Source organism: Bailinhaonella thermotolerans (assembly GCF_003594875.1).
Lineage (GTDB): Bacteria > Actinomycetota > Actinomycetes > Streptosporangiales > Streptosporangiaceae > Bailinhaonella > Bailinhaonella thermotolerans.
This window is the reverse complement of record NZ_QZEY01000005.1, coordinates 253196-270414: the sequence shown is the minus strand read 5'-3', so window position 1 is coordinate 270414 and position 17219 is coordinate 253196. Positions and strand designations below refer to the sequence as shown.

19 protein-coding genes are annotated in these 17219 nt (G+C 73.0%); 8 read left to right on the top strand and 11 right to left on the bottom strand.

The genetic code is table 11. The annotated features are described in order from the left end of the window. Positions 1 to 61: 61 nt before the first annotated feature. A complete protein-coding gene (locus tag D5H75_RS16575; RefSeq protein WP_119927363.1) occupies positions 62 to 598 on the top strand; it encodes a GNAT family N-acetyltransferase in 537 nt (178 codons plus the stop codon). Continuing rightward, entirely contained in the window at positions 595 to 1185 is a 591-nt protein-coding gene (locus D5H75_RS16570) for a TetR/AcrR family transcriptional regulator (protein WP_119927362.1), read from the top strand. Before D5H75_RS16575 ends, D5H75_RS16570 begins: the two co-directional genes overlap by 4 nt. A gap of 87 nt (positions 1186 to 1272) precedes the next feature. Here D5H75_RS16570 and D5H75_RS16565 read toward each other — a convergent pair whose 3' ends face one another. Further along, complete coding sequence (locus D5H75_RS16565; RefSeq protein WP_202638223.1) at positions 1273 to 2217, bottom strand: DMT family transporter; 945 nt, start codon at positions 2215 to 2217, stop codon at positions 1273 to 1275. A gap of 141 nt (positions 2218 to 2358) precedes the next feature. Here D5H75_RS16565 and D5H75_RS16560 point away from each other — a divergent pair, with 141 nt between their 5' ends. Together D5H75_RS16560 and D5H75_RS16555 are read left to right on the top strand one after the other, a co-directional pair. Beyond that, entirely contained in the window at positions 2359 to 3195 is an 837-nt protein-coding gene (locus D5H75_RS16560) for a LysR family transcriptional regulator (protein ID WP_202638222.1), read from the top strand. Between the two features lie 102 nt (positions 3196 to 3297). Continuing rightward, a complete protein-coding gene (locus D5H75_RS16555; RefSeq protein WP_119927359.1) occupies positions 3298 to 3648 on the top strand; it encodes a hypothetical protein in 351 nt (116 codons plus the stop codon). A gap of 208 nt (positions 3649 to 3856) precedes the next feature. Here D5H75_RS16555 and D5H75_RS16550 read toward each other — a convergent pair whose 3' ends face one another. Together D5H75_RS16550 and D5H75_RS16545 are read right to left on the bottom strand one after the other, a co-directional pair. Beyond that, a complete protein-coding gene (locus D5H75_RS16550; protein WP_119927358.1) occupies positions 3857 to 4186 on the bottom strand; it encodes a hypothetical protein in 330 nt (109 codons plus the stop codon). 35 nt (positions 4187 to 4221) lie between these two features. After that, positions 4222 to 5715, bottom strand: a complete 1494-nt coding sequence (locus D5H75_RS16545; protein ID WP_119927357.1) for a glutamate-cysteine ligase family protein — start codon at positions 5713 to 5715, stop codon at positions 4222 to 4224. A 372-nt stretch (positions 5716 to 6087) separates the two neighbouring features. On the opposite strand from D5H75_RS16545, the gene D5H75_RS40890 reads away from it, so the two are divergent. Further along, a complete protein-coding gene (locus tag D5H75_RS40890; protein ID WP_202638221.1) occupies positions 6088 to 6546 on the top strand; it encodes a hypothetical protein in 459 nt (152 codons plus the stop codon). Between the two features lie 224 nt (positions 6547 to 6770). Here the strand turns inward: D5H75_RS40890 and D5H75_RS16535 are convergent, their stop codons facing one another. Both D5H75_RS16535 and D5H75_RS16530 read right to left on the bottom strand, forming a co-directional pair. After that, positions 6771 to 7415 carry a GNAT family N-acetyltransferase gene (locus D5H75_RS16535; RefSeq protein ID WP_119927355.1) on the bottom strand — a complete coding sequence of 215 codons (645 nt, stop codon included), beginning with the start codon at positions 7413 to 7415 and terminating at the stop codon, positions 6771 to 6773. A 190-nt stretch (positions 7416 to 7605) separates the two neighbouring features. Further along, the gene (locus D5H75_RS16530) at positions 7606 to 8871 is read right to left on the bottom strand and encodes a pyridoxal phosphate-dependent aminotransferase (RefSeq protein WP_119927354.1); all 1266 of its coding nucleotides are present in this window, start codon (positions 8869 to 8871) and stop codon (positions 7606 to 7608) included. A gap of 130 nt (positions 8872 to 9001) precedes the next feature. On the opposite strand from D5H75_RS16530, the gene D5H75_RS16525 reads away from it, so the two are divergent. Beyond that, on the top strand, positions 9002 to 9952 hold the full coding sequence (locus D5H75_RS16525) for a LysR family transcriptional regulator (protein WP_119927353.1): 951 nt from the start codon (positions 9002 to 9004) through the stop codon (positions 9950 to 9952). A gap of 74 nt (positions 9953 to 10026) precedes the next feature. Here the strand turns inward: D5H75_RS16525 and D5H75_RS16520 are convergent, their stop codons facing one another. Continuing rightward, entirely contained in the window at positions 10027 to 10419 is a 393-nt protein-coding gene (locus tag D5H75_RS16520; RefSeq protein ID WP_119927352.1) for a hypothetical protein, read from the bottom strand. Between the two features lie 145 nt (positions 10420 to 10564). Here D5H75_RS16520 and D5H75_RS16515 point away from each other — a divergent pair, with 145 nt between their 5' ends. Then, complete coding sequence (locus D5H75_RS16515; RefSeq protein WP_119927351.1) at positions 10565 to 11689, top strand: epoxide hydrolase family protein; 1125 nt, start codon at positions 10565 to 10567, stop codon at positions 11687 to 11689. 140 nt (positions 11690 to 11829) lie between these two features. Here D5H75_RS16515 and D5H75_RS16510 read toward each other — a convergent pair whose 3' ends face one another. Further along, positions 11830 to 12648 carry an NmrA family NAD(P)-binding protein gene (locus tag D5H75_RS16510; RefSeq protein ID WP_119927350.1) on the bottom strand — a complete coding sequence of 273 codons (819 nt, stop codon included), beginning with the start codon at positions 12646 to 12648 and terminating at the stop codon, positions 11830 to 11832. A 482-nt stretch (positions 12649 to 13130) separates the two neighbouring features. Between D5H75_RS16510 and D5H75_RS16505 the strand changes: the two genes are divergently transcribed. Continuing rightward, positions 13131 to 13547, top strand: a complete 417-nt coding sequence (locus tag D5H75_RS16505; RefSeq protein WP_202638220.1) for a nuclear transport factor 2 family protein — start codon at positions 13131 to 13133, stop codon at positions 13545 to 13547. A 106-nt stretch (positions 13548 to 13653) separates the two neighbouring features. Here the strand turns inward: D5H75_RS16505 and D5H75_RS16500 are convergent, their stop codons facing one another. From D5H75_RS16500 to D5H75_RS16485, 4 genes are read right to left on the bottom strand one after another with little or no spacing between them, the layout of a single operon-like run. Then, positions 13654 to 14106, bottom strand: a complete 453-nt coding sequence (locus D5H75_RS16500) for a carboxymuconolactone decarboxylase family protein (RefSeq protein ID WP_119927349.1) — start codon at positions 14104 to 14106, stop codon at positions 13654 to 13656. Then, positions 14103 to 14987, bottom strand: a complete 885-nt coding sequence (gene sigJ / locus D5H75_RS16495; protein WP_242454280.1) for an RNA polymerase sigma factor SigJ — start codon at positions 14985 to 14987, stop codon at positions 14103 to 14105. The genes D5H75_RS16500 and sigJ overlap by 4 nt, the downstream gene beginning before the upstream one ends. A gap of 4 nt (positions 14988 to 14991) precedes the next feature. Beyond that, a complete protein-coding gene (locus D5H75_RS16490) occupies positions 14992 to 16437 on the bottom strand; it encodes a sensor histidine kinase (RefSeq protein ID WP_202638219.1) in 1446 nt (481 codons plus the stop codon). Beyond that, a complete protein-coding gene (locus D5H75_RS16485) occupies positions 16430 to 17107 on the bottom strand; it encodes a response regulator transcription factor (RefSeq protein ID WP_119927347.1) in 678 nt (225 codons plus the stop codon). The genes D5H75_RS16490 and D5H75_RS16485 overlap by 8 nt, the downstream gene beginning before the upstream one ends. Positions 17108 to 17219: the final 112 nt, after the last annotated feature.

The window sequence follows — 17219 nt, the reverse complement described above, 5'->3', positions numbered from 1 at the left end:
TCGTAATACCGCCCGCTGAGTTCGATTGACAGACCCAGGAGTGCCGCGAGAGTCTAGGTCCATGAATCGAACTCAGGGGGTCGAGGTCCGCCCGATCCGCGAGGAGGACCGCGCGGGGGTCCTCGCGTTCCTCGGGGCGCTCTCCCCGGACACCCACCAGCTCAGGTTCTTCACCCGAGCCTCACCCGCCCGCCTGCTGGACCCGCTGGTCGTCCCCACCGAGGAGCGCGACCTCCTCCTCGCGGCGTACGGCGGCGCGGTCGTCGGCCACGGCATGGCCGTACGGCAGGGCGACGGCGTGGAGATCGCGCTCGTGGTGGCCGACGACTGGCAGGGCCGCGGCGTGGGCGGGGACCTGCTGCGGCTGCTGCTGCGCCGGGCCTACGCGAGGGGGTGCACACGGGTCACCATGGACGTATTGGGTGACAACCGGCGAGTCCTGCGTATGATCAAGTCGTACTGGCCGGACGCCCGCGCCACCGTCTCCTCCGGCACGGTCGAGGTCCGCGCGGAGTTGTCCCCGCATCTGTTCAGTCCTGGCCTTCCTGCTGGTCCCAGGAGTGAAATAGACGAACATTCTGGTATTAAGACTGTGTGAAGAACGCACGTGACGGCCGCGCCAGGATCCTCGAAGGCGCCCTGCGCCGGTTCAGCCAGGACGGGGTGTCCGCCACCACGCTCGCCCGCCTGCGCCAGGACAGCGGCGTCAGCGTCGGCAGCTTCTATCACCACTTCGCCAGCAAGGAACACGTCTTCGGGGTCCTGTACGCCGAGACCCTGCGGATGTACCAGGACGAGTTCCTCAAGGTCCTGGCCCAGGCCGAAACGGCTCGCGCGGGCATCTCGGGCATCGTCGCCTTCCACATCGCCTGGTGCGGAGACCACCCCGACCGGGCCCGCCTCCTGTTCGGCGAGCGCCCGCCCCGCCGCCACGAGCCCGGCGGCCCCGAGACGGCGGAGCTGCGCAAGGGCTTCTTCGGGCAGGTCATCGACTGGTGGAAGCCGCACGCCCGCAACGGCGACCTCAAGCACGTGGACGTGACCACCTGCTACGTCCTGTGGCTCGGCCCCGCCCAGGAGCTCTGCCGCCTCTGGTTCGCCGGCGCCCGCACCCCCGGGCAGGCCGAGATCGAGACCCTCAGCGAGGCCGCCTGGCTGTGCCTCCGCCAGACGCCGGAGTCCTGACCGGCCCTCTCGCCGCGACCTCGCCCCCCTCGGCCGGAGGGAAGGCGATCACGGGATGAGGTCCGTAACGGTCCCGTGGCGCCGGGGTCAGACCTTCGCCGGGACGCGGGATGGAGGCGCTTCGGGGGAACGGGGGCCCGGCGAGGGCGCCGTGCGGGCCAGGGCCACGCCCGCGATCACCAGGACGCCGCCCGCGACGGTGTTCCAGCCGACCGGTTCGCTGAGGAAGACGACGCCGATGAGGGTGGACCACAGCGGGGTCACGTAGGTGACCGTGGCGGCGATCGTGGGACCGGCCTCGCGGATCAGGCGGAAGTTCATGATGTACGCCACACCGGTGCTGACCGCGCCCAGGACGAGGATCGCGGCGGCGGGGCCGAGCCCGGGCCAGGCCGGGGCGCCCGCGGTCACCGGGGCGATCAGGGCGAGCTGCACGGCCGCCCAGCCGATCTGCATGGCCGACATGACCGTGCCGGACTCGGTGCGGCCCGACAGGTACCGCCGGGTGTAGGCGAAGCCGATGCCGTAGCAGGCGGTCCCGGCGAGGGTGGCCAGGCTCCCCATCAGCGCGTCGCCGCGCACGCCCTCCCAGATGCCGAGCACGACGAGCACCCCCGCGAAGCCCATGCCCAGGCCCAGCAGCCGTCGCCGGGACGCGCGCTCGTCGGGCAGCAGCGCCACCGCGAAGATCAGCGTGAACATCGGGGTCGTGGCGTTCCAGACACCGGTCAGGACCGAGCTGATGTGCTGCTCCGCCCACGCGATCAGCATGAACGGCACCGTGTTCAGCATGATCGCGACCACGGCGGTGTGTGCCCACAGGCGCGGGTCGCGGGGGACGGGCTCACGCCGTACGGCCATGATCAGGATCAGCGACGCGGCGCCCAGCGCGCAGCGCCAGAACGCCAGCCAGGCGGGGGCCATGCCGGCGTCCATGGCGAGTTTGATGAACGCGAAACTGGCCCCCCAGATCGCGGACAGCAGGATGAAGGACGGCAGCCAGCCGCCCGGGCGCAGCCTGGATCCGGGCATGACAGACATGGTCGAGACCTCGCAGGAAAGGGGAGACGCCGGGGAAGGCGGGCGGCCGGCGGGAAGTACTCCCAGAATCCGGGAGTGAGCCGGGATATGTCCAACGAGATGCGTTTATGCCCCATGAGCGATACTCATGGGATGAACGTCTCGCAGTTGCGGGCCTTCGTCGCGGTGGTGCACGAGGGCGGGTTCGGCCGGGCCGCCGAGACGCTCGGCATCAGCCAGTCGGCCGTCTCCCACGCGATCGCCGCCCTGGAGCGCGCCGTCGGCGGGCCGGTGCTGCACCGCGCCGGCACGCCGTCGCCGACCGCGCTCGGGGCCCGCATCCTCCCGCACGCCCGCGCCGTGGCCTCGTCGGTCGCCGCCATCGCCGAGATCGCCGAGCGCGGCCGCACCACCCGGGGCACCGTACGGCTGGCCGCCCCGCCGACCGTGTGCCACGCGCTGATGCCCGCTCTCGTACGGCGGTGGGCGGCGGAGTTCCCCGAGGTCGAGGTGCGGCTGTTCGAGGGGGAGGACGACGAGGTCGCCGACTGGCTGGAGGCCGGGATGGTGGACGCGGCGGTGCTCGTCGACCCCGAACCCGGGCGGGGCGTGGAGATCGGCACAGACGAGTTCTTCGCCCTGGTCAGGAACGACCACCCGTTTGCCGGGGAGAGCACCATCGACGTGCGCGACCTGCTCGACGACCCGCTGCTGCTGTCCGACGCGGGCTGCGAGCGGCACGTGCTGCGGCTCATCGGGGACGAGACGCGGCCGGCGCACCGCATCCGCGACATCGACACGCTGCTCCAGATGGTGCGGACCGGGCTGGGCGTCTCGATCCTGCCGGGGTACTCCGCGTCGATGCTGGACTCGGCGCTTGTGCTCGTGCCGCTGCGCCAGCGGGTGAGCCGGCGGCTGGTGCTGGACGGTCCGGCGAACCGGCCGTGGCATCCGGTCGTATCCGAACTTCTCCAGACAACTGGCACCTGACATGCGCATCAAGTGCCTTGCAAGCGGGCTGTAAGCACCCGTTAGGGGGTTCGGCTTACCAAATGGGTGGAAGTTCCACCGATGCCGAGAAGGAGGGCCGTCATGAACCTACGGGTCAGGCGGGACACCCGGCGTGCGACCACCGCGGGGGCGGTCGCACGCGCGGAGTACCGCTCGCTGATGACGGCCCAGGGGGAGATCGGCGACAGGAGGCTTCTGGATGGGGGTATCTCCGCCTCCGCCGTCGTGATGTTCGTGCGGGACACGCCGCTGGTCGTGGGGGACCGGTCGCTGGTGCTGCTCGAACTGGAGATCACGACGGCGGGCGCGGAGCCGTACCGGGTCCGGCACCGGACGCTGGGGGACGGCCTGCGGCCGGGCGTCACGGTGCCGGTCCGGGTGGACCCGGTGGACCGCGATCTCGTCACGATCGACGGTTCGGCGAGGGGATGAACCGGGCGATCCGGGGTATGTGATCTCGGCCTCCGCGCCGGCCGCGCGGTTCCCGGCGGCCGCACCCGGCGGGGACCGCGTGGCCGGCGCGATGGCGTCCCAACGGTCAGGCCGGGTGAACGGTCAGGCCGGGTGAACGGTCAGGCCGGGTGAACGGTCAGGCCGGGTGAACGGTCAGGCCGGGGGAACGTTCAGGCCGGGGGAATCGTCAGGCCGGGGGGACGGTCAGCAGGTCGCGCGGGGCCCGGGTCGCGGGGACCTCCCACAGCCGGCGGTCGAGGACGATCTCCAGGCGCAGGTCGTGCCGGAGGCGGCGCAGCCCCGGCACCGGATAGGTGTCCTGTACGGCGAACGCCTGGCCCCTCGGGTGGCCGTAACCGATCCCGTCCGGCAGGATCCGCAGGTCGTCGCGGTTGCCGCAGCGGGGGCAGGTCCACGCCAGGCAGTCGCGGCCGCGGTCGTAGTCGTGGCACGAGCCGAAGTACTCCTCGGCGGCGAACCGCGCTCCACAGCCGAAGCAGGGAATCCTCGTACTCATGACCGCCGTCGTACCCGACCGGTGGACCCGAAAAGTTACAAGCCGCTTACCGGCTTCGGCGCCGGCCACGTGTGCACCGGCTCGTTCCCGTGCATCAGCTCGACGTACTGCAGCGTCATCCGCCGCAGCGCCTCGTGCCGGTCGTGCCCCGCCGCCTCCAGCGCGCGCACGGCCTCCACCTGCCAGCCCGCTCCGGTGCGCCCGGTCAGGCAGCGCCCCTCGATGATCCCCAGCAGCCGGTCGCGGGTCTCCCCGGCCACGCCCAGCAGGTCCAGCCCCTCGGCCGCCAGCGGCAGCAGCCGCCGCAGCACGAGTTCGGCGGCGGGCACGTCGCCCAGCCCCGGCCAGTACAACCGCGCGTCGATCCCGTCCCGCGCCGCGTTGTGCAGGTTCTCCTCGGCGGCGGCGAACGACATCCGCGTCCAGATGGGCCGGTCCTCGTACGGCAGCACGCGCAGCAGCCCGTAGTAGAAGGCCGCGTTGGCCGCCACGTCCGCCACCGTCGGCCCGGCGGGCAGCACCCGGTTCTCCACGCGCAGGTGCGGCCGCCCGTCCACCACGGCGTACACCGGCCGGTTCCAGCGGTAGATCGTGCCGTTGTGCAGCGTCAGCTCCGCCAGGTCCGGCACCCCGCCGGCCTCCAGCACCTCGATCGGGTCCTCGTCCTCGCACAGCGGCAGCAGCGCCGGGAAGTACCGGACGTTCTCCTCGAACAGGTCGAACACCGACGTGATCCAGCGCTCCCCGAACCAGACGCGGGGCCGTACGCCCTGCTCCTTCAGCTCCGCCGGCCGGGTGTCGGTGGCCTGCTCGAACAGCCGGATCCGCGTCTCGCGCCACAGCTCCCGGCCGAAGAGGTACGGCGAGTTCGCGGCCACGGCGACCTGCGCCCCGGCGACGGCCTGCGCGGCGTTCCAGTTCCGGGGGAACATCTCGGGGCTGACCTGGAGGTGGAGCTGCACGCTCGTGCACGCCGCCTCCGGGGTGATCGAGTCGGCGTACGTCGACAGGCGCTCGGGCCCGGACAGCTCGATGTGCAGGTCCTCGCCGCGCGCCGCGAAGATCTGCTCGTTCAGCAGCTTGTAGCGCGGGTTCGCCGACAGGGAGTCCGCCCCGGCGTACCCCTCGGTGAGCGTGGGCAGGATGCCGATCATGACGAGGTGGCCGCCCTCGGTCCTGGCGCGCTCCTCGGCGTGGTTCAGCCGCTCCCGGACGCAGCGCTCCAGCTCGGCCGCGCCGTCCCCGGACAGGGGCTGCGGCGCGATCCCGATCTCCAGGTTGAACTGGCCGAGCTCGGTGGACCAGTCGGGGTCGGCGATCGCGGCCAGCACGGCGGCGTTCTTGAGGGCGGGCTCGCCGCGGTCGTCCACGAGGTTGAGCTCGATCTCCAGCCCGGCGAGGGGGCTGTCCACGTCGAAGGGGAAGTCGCGGAGCATGCGGGCGAGGCAGTCCAGGCACCGCCGGACCTTGTCGCGGTAGCGGCGCCGGTCCTCGCGGCTGAACTGGATGGCCGGTACGTCGCGGCCCATCGGACCCTCCCTGGGGAATGTGCCGTCCTTTCACCTTCGCACGCCGTACGACTCCGTCAATGGCGGGCGATCGACGCTTTCCCGCACGACCCGGGCGGGCTCCGAAATGATCGCAAGGGTTTTCGCGGCGCTTTCCCATGATCCTTTCCGTGGGTTTCGCGGGATTTCCGGAGCTTTTCCGTGAGGGTTCCGGAGGTGGGCGAATTCGGATCAAGGGTGCGACCTGGGATGCAAGTGGCGGTGTAAGCGGGCGATAAGCGCTGAAGGCGGGAGGCAAGGCGCGCTCAACCGCGTTGCAGGCGAACCCCCGTATCTCTAGTGGTGCAAGCCCGGGGCGCACCGGGCACCGACGAAAACCTCAGGAGATCCGAAATGCGCCGCATCCTCATCGCCCTGGCCGGTCTCGCGACCGCCATCCTGGTCGGACTGGGTATGACCGCCCCCGCGAACGCCGCCACCGCCTCCCCCGACGCCGGCACCGAGACCACCACCACCTCCCAGGCCACCGCCGTCTACGCCTGGGGCCCGTACTGGTCGCCCGACCACAAGGCCAAGGTCAAGGGCACCTGGTACAAGAACGGGCACTGGACCAACGTCCAGGGCAAGCTGTACGACTACACGCACAAGCACAACAAGTGCGCGTACGCCAAGTTCAAGATCAAGCTCAAGAACGGCCACGAGTACCTGCGCGAATACCGCAACTGCGACAGCAACCACGTCTTCGCCTTCCACTTCAAGTACAAGCACGTCAAGTGGATCAAGGTGAAGGTCGGCAGCGGCACCAAGAACCACTACGGCCCCTGGTCCGGCTGGTACTACGTGAAGTACTGACCTCCCGAGCCGGCCTCCGTCTCCCGCGAAGGTCGCGTCAACGGAAGAGCCCCGCCGCTCATCGCGGCGGGGCTCTTTCCCGTTCGCCCGGACCCGGGCTCCGCGCGGTCCTCCCGCGCGCCGTCCTCTCGTGCTCTTGCCGGCGTTCCCGCCGCCTCGCGCCGGTCCGGTCTTCCGGGCCGTACGGCTCCCGCCGGGCGGGAGCCGTACGGCGAAGGGGGTCGTCAGGCGGCTTCGAGGGGGGCCACTCGATTGCTCAGCATGGCCCTGACCTCGGGCCATTCGCTTCGCAGGATCGAGTAGTAGGCCGTATCTCGGACCGTGTCGTCGGCGCCCCGGGTCTCCGCCCGCCGGATCCCCTCCAGGTGGGCGCCGAGCGACTCGATGGCCGCGCGAGAGCGGGTGTTGCGCACGTCCGCCTTGAACGTCACCCGGTGGACGCCCCAGGTCTCGAACGCGTGCGACAACATCAGGAACTTGCTCTCGGTGTTGACCCCGGTCCGCTGCGCGGAGGCGGCGAGCCAGGTGTAGCCGATGTCGGCCACGCTGGGGACGTCGCCGACGGGATTTCGCGAACCGGGCGGCCAGGGCATCGGACCCTGCCAGTAGTCCAGGTTCAGGAACCGGGTGGCGCCGACGATCCTGTCGGCGTCGAGCCACCGGATGGCGAAGGGCATGGTGCGTCCCTCCGCCTGCTCAGCGAGAGCGGCCGTGACGTACGCGAGCATCGCGTCGCGGTCCTGCGGGACCGGCGTGAAGCGGTACGTCGAGCGGTCCTCGCCCGCGGCGGCGACCAGGTCGTCCACCACCGCGAGGCTGAGCGGCTCCAGGCGCACACGGCACCCGGAGAGCGTGACAAAAGCGGGCATGCGCACATGATGGGGGCTAAGTGCCCGTTGCGCATCCAAACGACACGAGACGACTTGATGACGGCTGTGTATCGGCTGGGGCGCGTGTGCCTGCCGAGGTCCGCGCCCCGGCCCCGGCCGCCCGCCGTACGCGCCGGGGCGCGGTCTTACCCGATCTTGATCGGGGGCGATGTTTCACGTGAAACATCCGTCAGAGGGCGACGAGGGCGGGTCGGGTGACCTTGGCCAGGGCCTCCTCCAGGCGGGCCAGGGAGTCGGCGATCCAGGGGAGCGCGAGGGGCTCGTCGGCGGCCAGGGCGGCCTCGCGCCGCTCCACGCTGTCGCCGTACAGCAGGCTGGTCGCGACGCGCAGGCGCAGCGCGTGCTCGTCGTCGCCGAACTCGGCCCCGGGGAGCACGCCCACGCCGTGCTCGTCGAGGAGCCGCGCGGCCAGCTCACGGTTCCCGGACACGCCCAGGGCTCCGCGCAGGGGCTCGAAGTCGGGGTAGAGGTAGAACCCGCCCTGCGGCCGCACGACGCGGGCCCCGGCGGCGGCGAACCGGTCGGCCACCGCGTGCGCGACCCGCCCGTGCAGGCGGCGGCTGAGCGCGATGTGGGCGGTGAGCTCATCGGGCTCGGAGAAGGCGTACGCGGCCGCGTCCTGGATCGGGCCGGCCGGGCTCGACCAGATCTCGCTGGCCACGCCGAGGAGCTCGTCCCGGAGCCGCCGGCCGTACTCCCCGTCCGGCAGCCGCGCGACGCCGATGCGCCAGCCGCCCAGGGCCAGGCTCTTGCTGAGCGCGGTGGTGACGACCGTGCGCTCCGGCAGGAGCGCCGCCGGGCTCAGGAACTCCGCGTCCGGATCGTGCACCAGATCCCGGTAGATCTCGTCCGCGATGATCGTGAGGTCCAGTTCCCGCGCGACCGAGCACAGGTCCCGCACGTCTCGCGGGGTGGCGAGCGTCCCGGTCGGGTTGTCCGGCAGCGTCACCACGACGCTCCGCACCTCGCGCCCGCCGGCCCTGGCCAGCCGTACGGCTCGCGCCAGCGCGTCCGCGTCGGGCACGCCGCCGCGTCCCTCCCGCGTGGGGACGAAGATCGGGCGCGCCTTCGTGAGCCCGGCCTGCGCGGCGTAACTCACCCAGCTCGGCTTCGGCACGGCCACGTCACCGCCGATGGCCAGCAGCAACGCGAACAGCAGCGGCTTGCTGCCCGGCCCGGCCACCACCTGGTCCGGCGGGGTGGGCGACCCGCGCCTGACCCAGTACCCCGCGGCCGCCTCGCGCAACTCCGGCGTGCCCGCGACCGGTCCGTACGCGTTGCGTCCGGTCGCGGCGGCGGCCAGCCGCTCGCTCAGCGCAGGGTGCACCGGCAGCCCGGCCTCGCCGAACGCGAGCGGCAGCACGGGCAGGCCCGCACGGCGTCTGTTTTCCAGTGCCTCGTTGGCGGCAAGCGTGGCGGAAACGGAAACGGACATGACTGCTCCAATTTGCACTTATTCGGGGGATAGGACTCTTGTGCCCGGATTTCGAGCCCGCTCACAAGGGTGAACCCTGGAAAGCATCAGGACAAGCGACCCTTTCCGACGCTGGGCATAAGATGATCTGATGCTCGATCTACGGCGCCTCGCGCTGCTGGCGGAGTTCGCCAGGCGGGGCAGCATCGCCGCCACGGCCCAGGCCCTCGGCTACAGCCCTTCGGCGGTGTCCCAGCAGCTCGCGGCCCTCGAACGCGAGGCCGGCGCGGCGCTCCTGGACCGCACCGCCCGCAGCGCCGAGCTCACCGACGCGGGCCGCCGCCTCGCCCGCCACGCCGACCGCATCCTCGAACTGGTGGAGACCGCCGAATCCGACCTCTCGGCCCACGCGGGCACCCCCACCGGCCGGGTCGTCGTCACCGCGTTCCCCACGGGCGCGGTGGCGTTCGCCCCGGCGCTGGCCCGCTCCCTCCGCCGCCACCCGGCGATGACCCTCCAGCTCCGCCAGTCCCCGCCCGGCGCCGGCCTACGCCAGGTCCGCGCGGCCGAGGCCGACATCGCCCTCGTGGACGACTGGACCGGTCACCTCCCCGGCCGTGAGCCGGACGGCCTGCACTACACCCCGCTCCTCACGGACCCCCTGGTCCTCGCCGTCCCGCGCCGCCACCGCCTGGCCGACCCCGCCGTGCCCGTGGACCTGGCCGCCCTGCGCGACGAGCCCTGGATGGCGGCCCCCCGGGGCGAGCCCTCGCGCGCCGCCGTGGAACGCCTCCTGGCCGGGGTCGGGGCCACCCTTCCCGTCCCCTGGGAGTTCGAGGGCCTCGGCACGATCCTGTCCCTGGTCGCCAAGGGCATCGGCATCGCCGCGCTCCCCCTCCTCACCCTCGCCACCGGCGACCGCGGCGTCGTGATCCGCGACCTCCCCGCCCCCGCCCTGACCCGCCACATCTACGCCGTCGCCCGGCCCAGCGCCCGAGCCCGCCCCTCGACCGCCGTCACCCTCCAAGCCCTGCGCTCCGCCGCCCAGGACCTCACCAGCACCCTCGAACCCCGCAGACCACGCCCCCCAGCCCTCCCCTGACCGCGCCCCCGCCCGCACGGCCATCGCGAAGGTGTCCGGCGAGATCTCCGAGGTCGTGCGCCTTCGCGCGGGGCTCAGTCCGCGTCGCAGTACAGCAGCAGGTGCGGCTCCGCGCGCCAGCGCGCGAGCAGGTCCCGCAACGCCGTCGCCAACCGGCGCTGGCGGTCATCGGCCGCCGCCTTCACCAGCAGCCCGGCCTCCCCCTCCAGCCGGGGCAGCTCATCGTGGTGGAAGACGGCGTCCTTCCAGGGGTCGAGGCGGCCGAGAACCGGCAGCCTGTCACGTCCTGCCCGGTCCACGAGGGCTGACAGGTCCAGGACCTCCACATCCAGGAAGCGGCCCAGGCGCCGCGTCGTCTCCCACTCCGCGGCCTCGGCCGCGCGCCGGTCGCGGCGCTGGGCACGGGTCGCTCGCCGCAGGGTTTTCCGGGACGGCCGGGGAGTCCGCAGCACCAACGTGAGCCCCACGGAAGCGAAGGTAAGTCCGCGTGGGCGCCGGTCGCAACGATGGCGGAAATCTTCGGCAGCGTATGGGAATGGAGCATTCCGTTCTGCTATAGTTGGAACAGAACGAGCCGCTCCGAGCGGTTCGGGGAGAGAGAGGGTCAGCGCGATGAGCGGCATTGAGGTTCGTCCCTTCCGTATCGAGATTTCCCAGGGTGACGTGGACGACCTGCGGGAGCGGCTTCGCCGTACGCGGTGGAGCGGGGAGATCCCGGGGCAGGGGTGGAGCCGCGGGGTGCCGGTGGACTATCTGCGGGAGCTGGCCGCCTACTGGGCCGACGGGTTCGACTGGCGGGCGGCGGAGGCCCGGCTGAACGCGTTCCCGCAGTTCCTCACCGAGGTGGACGGGCAGGACATCCACTTCGCGCACGTCCGCTCCGAGAACCCCGACGCGACCCCGTTGCTGCTCCTGCACGACTGGCCGGCCTCGTTCGTGCAGTTCGTCGAGGTCATCGAGCCGCTCTCGCGCGACTTCCACGTGATCGCCGCGAACACCCCCGGCGTCGCCTTCTCCGGCCCGCTCACCGCCCCGGGCTGGAGCACCGGCAAGATCGCGGGCGCGTTCGTCGAGGTCATGGCGCGGCTCGGCTACGAGCGGTACGGCGTGCAGGGCGCGGGCGGCGGCGCCTGGATCGCCGTCGAGATGGGCCGCCAGGCGCCGGAGTCGGTGCTCGGCGCGCACGTCAACGGCCTGGTCACCTTCCCCTCCGACGACCCGGCCGACTTCGCCGGGCTGACCGAGGCCGAGCAGGGGCGGCTCGCCAGGCTCCAGCACTTCCGCGACGACATGATGGGCTTCAACGTCATCCAGTCCACCCGCCCGCAGACGCTCGCGTACGGCCTGCACGACTCGCCCGTCGGCCAGCTCGCCTGGATCGCCGAGAAGTTCAAGGAGTGGACCGACCCCGCCGCCGACCTGCCCGAGGACGCCGTCGGCCGCGACAACCTCCTCACCAACGTCAGCCTGTACTGGTTCACCGGCACCGCCGGCTCCTCCGCGAACCTCTACTACGAGATGGCGCACGATCCGTCCGCCTACGCGCCCAAGGAGCGCGGCACCGTCCCCACCGGCGTGGCCGTCGCCCTCCCCACGGACGTCGCCATCCGCCGCTTCGCCGAGCGCGACAGCAACGTGGTCCACTGGTCCGAGCTGGAGCGGGGCGGCAACTTCCTCCCCCTGGAGCAGCCGGCCGCCTTCGTCGAGGACGTCCGCGCCTTCTTCGGCGCCCTCTGACCGCGAGCGGACCTCCTCCGCGCCGCGCCCGCCGCGCTCTGTCCGCCCCGCGCCCGCCGCGCCCGCCTTGTCCGTGCGGGGCGGCGGGCGCGAGCCGTACCGGGACCCGGGGCGGGCGCGGTGGATCCCGGCGTCGCCGGCTAGCGGAAGATCCCGGCGTTGTCGGCGAGCCAGCGCTCGAACGTGCGCGGCTCCCGGCCGGTGATCTCGCGCACGGCGGGGGAGACGGCCACCGTCTCCGGCGGCGGCGCGCTCTGCCAGGCGGCGTACACCTCCAGGAAGTCGTCGTCGAAGCCCGCGCGACGCCACCGCTCCCTGGCCTCCTCCTCCGACAGCTCGACCAGGCGGAGGGGGCGCCCGATCGCCGAGGAGATCGCGGCCAGCCGTTCCCGCTTGCTGAGCGGCCGCGGCCCGGTGATCACGTAAGACCGGCCGGCGTGCCCGCCCCGGACCAGCACGGCGGCCGCGACGGCGCCCACGTCGTACTCGTCCACGAACCCCGAGGGCACGTCGGCGAACGGCTCGCGCACCGCGCCCTCGTCCCGGATCGCCGGGGCCCAGTGCCGCACGTTCCCCATGAAGTCCACCGGCCGCAGGCTCGTCCACTCCACGCCGCTCGCCGCGAACGCCTCCTCGACCGGCCCCACCCGCCCGTTCCAGAGCAGGGTCACCCGGCGCACCCCGGCCTTCTCCGCCAGCGCGGCCAGCTCGGGCCCGGTCCGCAGCCCCGCCCCGTCGGCGCCGCCCGTGGTCAGCAGGTGCGCGCCCACGACCCCGTCGAAGACCCCGTCGAGCGTCGCGGGATCGGTCAGGTCGCCCGCCACCACCTCGACCCGCTCGGGCAGCCGCGCGTTCGCGGGGTCCCTGGTGAGCGCGCGCACCGCCACCCCCTCCCGCAGCAGGTGCTCCACGACCCACCGTCCGGCCTTGCCCGTCGCCCCGGTCACCAGGTACGTCATCGCTCCGCCTCCACAGATGCAGATCCGCTCTCGCCGCCGACGTTAGGCCGCGGGCCCGCCCCGGCGACATCGGACCTTGTGCCTAGGACCTCGGCCACCCCCGCCCCCGCCTCGCGTCGCCCGCGCCCGCCTCGCGTCGCCCGCGCCCGCCTCGCGTCGCCCGTGCCCGCCGTGTCTTCCGTGCCGCCTCGTGCCCACCTGGCGGCAGGCTCCGGGCCCGGGGGTCCGTCCCCGTGTCCGCCCCGTCCGCCGGGTCCCGGCGCCGGGCTCCGCGCCCGCCGGTCGCCCTCCCTCGCCGTACGGCCGCCGCCCGCGCCCGGCGGTCGCTGTACCGCCCCAGGCCACCGGATACCGCCAGGTCCGGACGGGCTGGGCCGGTGGCGGGTGGCTCGTGCCCGCTCGTGGTGGGGAGGCGGTTGCGGAGTTTCTCTATACGCTGTACTGTCTACGGCGTAGAGAGATTGGAGTTGGATATGGCCGACATGACGATTCCCCCGACGGTGGACGGGTTCGAGCCGACCGCCGAGGACGTCGCGAGCGTGCACGAGTGGTTCGCGCGATACGACGCGCTCGCCGCGAAGGGCGACGTCGAGGGCATGGCGGACATGGCGATGTTCCCCCTCAACTCGGTGACCGACAACGCGGCGGGGAACGGCTCGGCACGGCAGTCCAGCCGTGAGGAGTTCGTCCGGGAGATGGCCGGGGTGGTGGGCGACGGCGCGGAGATGCGGTCGGTCCGCACGCCCCACTTCCTCAGCAAGGGCCTGGTGTTCGTGATCACGGAGGCCACCGTGGAGGTGGACGGGGTGACCCACCGCCTCCGCTACGGCGACCTCCTGGTCCGCCGCGACGGCGCCTGGCACTTCCAGACGATGGTCCAGGGCGGCTGGGGCGAGTGACGCCGCCCTCGGCCGCCCGTACGGCGGCGCCGGGCGCGGGACCGCCGGGCCGGGCCGGGGACATCCTCGGGAGCCCGGTCCGGCGGCCCGGCGGACCCGCTTCCCCTCACGCCTCCTGGTAGGACCGGGGGACCATGCGGGTGGGGACGGCGATCCGGTTCCAGGCGTTGATCGCCACCACCCCGGCCACCAGGGCGGCCGTCTGCGCCTCGGTGTAGTGCTCCCGGACCTCCTCCCAGACGTCGTCCGGGACGCCGCCCTCGGTCAGCCGGGTGGCGGCCTCGGTGTACGCCAGGGCGGCGCGCTCCTCGGGCGTGTAGTGCGGCGACTCGCGCCAGGCGGCGAGGCCGAAGATGCGGGCGTCGGTCTCGCCGGCGGCCTTCATGTCGAAGCTGTGCATGTCCACGCAGAACGCGCAGCCGTTGAGCTGGCTGGCCCGGAGCTTGACCAGGTGGTAGGTGGTGTGCGGGAGCTCGCTGCCCAGGATGTACTTCTCCAGGGCGAACATCGCCTGGTAGACCTCGGGCGCGGTCTTGGCCAGGTCCATGCGCTGGGTCATCGGATTCTCCTCAGTTTCTCGGGATGGAGGACCATGTCGACCGCGGTGATCCGGCCCCCGGCGACGGTGAGGGCGAGCACGCAGTCCGGCGAGCCGTCCGCGCGGCGCCGGACGAGTCCCGCCCAGCCGTTCACCACGGCGGGCCGCAGCGTGCCCCGGTGCTTGCGGGCCACGCCGGCGAGGAAGCGGGCCACCCGGTCCGCGCCGCGCACCCGGTTGCGCGCCGCCTTGACCAGGCCCCCGCCGTCGTTGGTGAGGACCACGTCCGGGTCGAGGAGCCGGAGCAGCGCGTCCAGGTCCGCGCCCTCGGCCGCCGCCGCGAACGCCTCCACGACCTCACGGTGCCGCGTCGCGTCCACCTCGAAGCGGGGCGCGCGGGCGGTGACGTGCGCGCGGGCGCGCGCGGCGAGCCGCCGGCACGCCGCCGCGCTCCGCCCGACGATCCCGGAGATCTCCCCGAAGGGGAGGCCGAAGACGTCGTGCAGCACGAACACCGTCCGCTCCGCCGGGGACAGCGACTCCAGCACGGCGAGCAACGCCACGCTCATCGACTCGGCGAGCGTCACCCGGTCCGCCGGATCGGCGCCGTCCACGGCGACCAGCGGCTCGGGCAGCCAGGGCCCGACATACTCCTCGCGGCGACGGCGGGCCGAGCGGAGCACGTCGAGCGCGATCCGGGCGGTCGCGACGACGAGCCACCCCTCCACGTCGGCGATCTCCTCGCCCCGCTCCGCCGCGCGCTGGAGGCGCAGCCACGCCTCCTGCGCGGCGTCCTCCGCCTCGGCCACGGTGCCGACCACGCCGTACGCGACCCCGACCAGCCGCTCCCGCGCCGCCGTGAACTCGGCCGCCAGCCGGTTCACCTTCTCGACGACCTTCACATCGCTAGGACGGGATGGCCGCGCCGAATGTGACATCGCCCGCCCGCGGCAGCCGCACGACGGCCCGCAGCCCCGGCCCGGCGTCCTCCAGGTGCACGTCGCCGCCGTGCGCCCGGACCGTCTCGCGGACGATCGCCAGGCCGAGGCCGGCCCCGCCCGCGTCGCGGCTGCGCGCGGTGTCGAGCCTGGTGAAGCGGGCGAAGACACGCTCCCGGTCGGCCTCGGGGATGCCGGGGCCGTCGTCGGTCACCGTGAGCACGGCCCAGCCCCCGCGCTCGTCCCCGACCGAGACGGACACTGCGCTCTCGGCGTGCCGCACGGCGTTGTCGATCAGGTTCACCAGGACGCGCGTGAGGTCGCCCGGCTCGCCCATCACCGGGACGCCCCCGCCCTCGCCCGCCGAGGCCGTCACCGCGACGGGCGCCTCGCCGTACCGCTCGGCGACGCCGAGGGCGAGCGCGGCCAGGTCCAGGCGCTCCTGGCGCACCGCGCCGCGGCGTTCGTCGAGCCGGGCGAGGGCGAGGAGGTCCTCCGCCAGGCGGGACAGCCGCAGCGTGTCCTCCAGCACCCCGCGCGCGGTGTCGGGCCAGTCGGTGCGGTCGGGGTAGTCGAGCGCGACCTCCAGTTGCGTGCGGATGCTGGCCAGCGGGCTGCGCAGCTCGTGCGCGGCGTCCGACACCAGGGCGCGCTGGCGGGCGTCGGCGTCCTCCAGCCGGGCGAGCATGTCGTTGAGCGTGACCGCCAGGCTGTGCACCTCGTCGCGGGACTCGGGGACGGGCAGCCGCCGATACCGCTGCCGTGCCGTGATCGCGGTCGCGCCGCGCCGCAGGGCGGAGATCGGCCGCAGCGCCGAGCCGACGATCAGCCAGGTCATCGCGGCGAGCAGGAGCAGCAGCAGCGGCAGGCCGAAGAACGCCGCCTTGACCGTGGTGTCGATGCTGAACCTCGTCTCGGCGAACGGCGTCGCGGCGATGACGTACCTCCCCTCGCCCGCGCTCACCACGACGACCCGCATCGGCCCCGGCAGGCCGTACGGACGCCCGTCGAGGAACCTGGGCTCGGTCGCGGACGGGATCCGCGCGTACGGCACCAGCGGCACCAGCCGGTCCCCGAGCGGCGAGGCCGACACGATCCGCCCGTTCCCGCCGGTGGGGGCCAGCTCCACGAGCTGGAGCGTCGATCCGCCCGTCACCGGGAGCGGGTCGGGGAGCTGGCCGCTCTCCAGGAGCGTCACGACGTACTCCGCCCGCTGCCGCGTCGCGTCGTCGATCGAGTTCAGCAGCAGCCGGCTCAGCGTCGCGATGAAGATGACCCCTCCGACGCCCAGCGTCACCGCCAGCATCGCCGTCGCCGCGACCGTCAGCCGCCAGCGCAGGCTCCACTTCTTGATCGACAGGATCCGCCTGAGACGGTGACGCCGCCGCCTCTCGTCCGCCGGGCGCTCATCCACCGTCGCCCGCCAGCCGGTACCCCGCGCCGCGCACCGTCTGGAGCGCCGTGCGGCCGTACGGAGTGTCGATCTTGCGGCGGAGGTAGCCGACGTACACCTCGACCACGTTGGGGTCGGTGTTGTCGTAGGAGTCCCAGACGTGCTCCAGGATCTCCAGCTTGGAGGTGACCTCGTCCGCTCGGCGCATCAGGAACTCCAGCAGCGCGAACTCCCGGGGGGTCAGGTCGATCTCCACGTCGCCGCGGGCCACCCGGCGCTTGGACGGGTCGAGCGTGAGGTCCCCGGCCCGGAGCACGGCGGGCCGCCGCGACGCCCCGCGCCGGAGCAGGGCCCGCAGCCTGGCCACCAGGACCACGTAGGAGAAGGGCTTGGTGAGGTAGTCGTCCGCGCCCAGGTCGAGCCCGTCCGCCTGGTCGTACTCCCCGTCCTTGGCCGACAGCATCAGGATCGGGACCCAGTTCTCCTCGGCGCGGAGCTGCTGGCACACCCGGTACCCGGACAGGCCGGGCAGCATGATGTCGAGCACGACCACGTCGTACTCGCCCTCCCTGGCCAGGTGCAGGCCGTCCACCCCGTCGTACGCGAGATCGACCGCGAACCCCTCCGCCTGCAGACCGCGCTGCAGCGCCCCGGCCAGCCGGCGTTCGTCCTCGACCACAAGCACTCGCATGAACCCATCCTGGCCTGCGGTCCTGAGACCCCGCTGAGAAGGCTGAGGGGGTTCTCAGCGTCTCTCAGGTTCGCCACAGCCCGCGCATCGCACGCTTCAGGGAAATCATCGG

Excerpts from the sequence above, each read along its gene's own strand:
- D5H75_RS16560 (WP_202638222.1), top strand. The coding sequence starts at position 2,359 with ATGAACGTCTCGCAGTTGCGGGCCTTCGTCGCGGTGGTGCACGAGGGC.
- D5H75_RS16535 (WP_119927355.1), bottom strand. The coding sequence starts at position 7,415 with ATGCCCGCTTTTGTCACGCTCTCCGGGTGCCGTGTGCGCCTGGAGCCG.
- D5H75_RS16510 (WP_119927350.1), bottom strand. The coding sequence starts at position 12,648 with ATGACGTACCTGGTGACCGGGGCGACGGGCAAGGCCGGACGGTGGGTC.
- D5H75_RS16505 (WP_202638220.1), top strand. The coding sequence starts at position 13,131 with ATGACGATTCCCCCGACGGTGGACGGGTTCGAGCCGACCGCCGAGGAC.
- D5H75_RS16545 (WP_119927357.1), bottom strand. The coding sequence starts at position 5,715 with ATGGGCCGCGACGTACCGGCCATCCAGTTCAGCCGCGAGGACCGGCGC.
- D5H75_RS16515 (WP_119927351.1), top strand. The coding sequence starts at position 10,565 with ATGAGCGGCATTGAGGTTCGTCCCTTCCGTATCGAGATTTCCCAGGGT.
- D5H75_RS16550 (WP_119927358.1), bottom strand. The coding sequence starts at position 4,186 with ATGAGTACGAGGATTCCCTGCTTCGGCTGTGGAGCGCGGTTCGCCGCC.
- D5H75_RS16530 (WP_119927354.1), bottom strand. The coding sequence starts at position 8,871 with ATGTCCGTTTCCGTTTCCGCCACGCTTGCCGCCAACGAGGCACTGGAA.
- D5H75_RS16555 (WP_119927359.1), top strand. The coding sequence starts at position 3,298 with ATGAACCTACGGGTCAGGCGGGACACCCGGCGTGCGACCACCGCGGGG.
- D5H75_RS16485 (WP_119927347.1), bottom strand. The coding sequence starts at position 17,107 with ATGCGAGTGCTTGTGGTCGAGGACGAACGCCGGCTGGCCGGGGCGCTG.
- D5H75_RS16525 (WP_119927353.1), top strand. The coding sequence starts at position 9,002 with ATGCTCGATCTACGGCGCCTCGCGCTGCTGGCGGAGTTCGCCAGGCGG.
- D5H75_RS16500 (WP_119927349.1), bottom strand. The coding sequence starts at position 14,106 with ATGACCCAGCGCATGGACCTGGCCAAGACCGCGCCCGAGGTCTACCAG.
- D5H75_RS16575 (WP_119927363.1), top strand. The coding sequence starts at position 62 with ATGAATCGAACTCAGGGGGTCGAGGTCCGCCCGATCCGCGAGGAGGAC.
- D5H75_RS16565 (WP_202638223.1), bottom strand. The coding sequence starts at position 2,217 with ATGCCCGGATCCAGGCTGCGCCCGGGCGGCTGGCTGCCGTCCTTCATC.
- D5H75_RS40890 (WP_202638221.1), top strand. The coding sequence starts at position 6,088 with ATGCGCCGCATCCTCATCGCCCTGGCCGGTCTCGCGACCGCCATCCTG.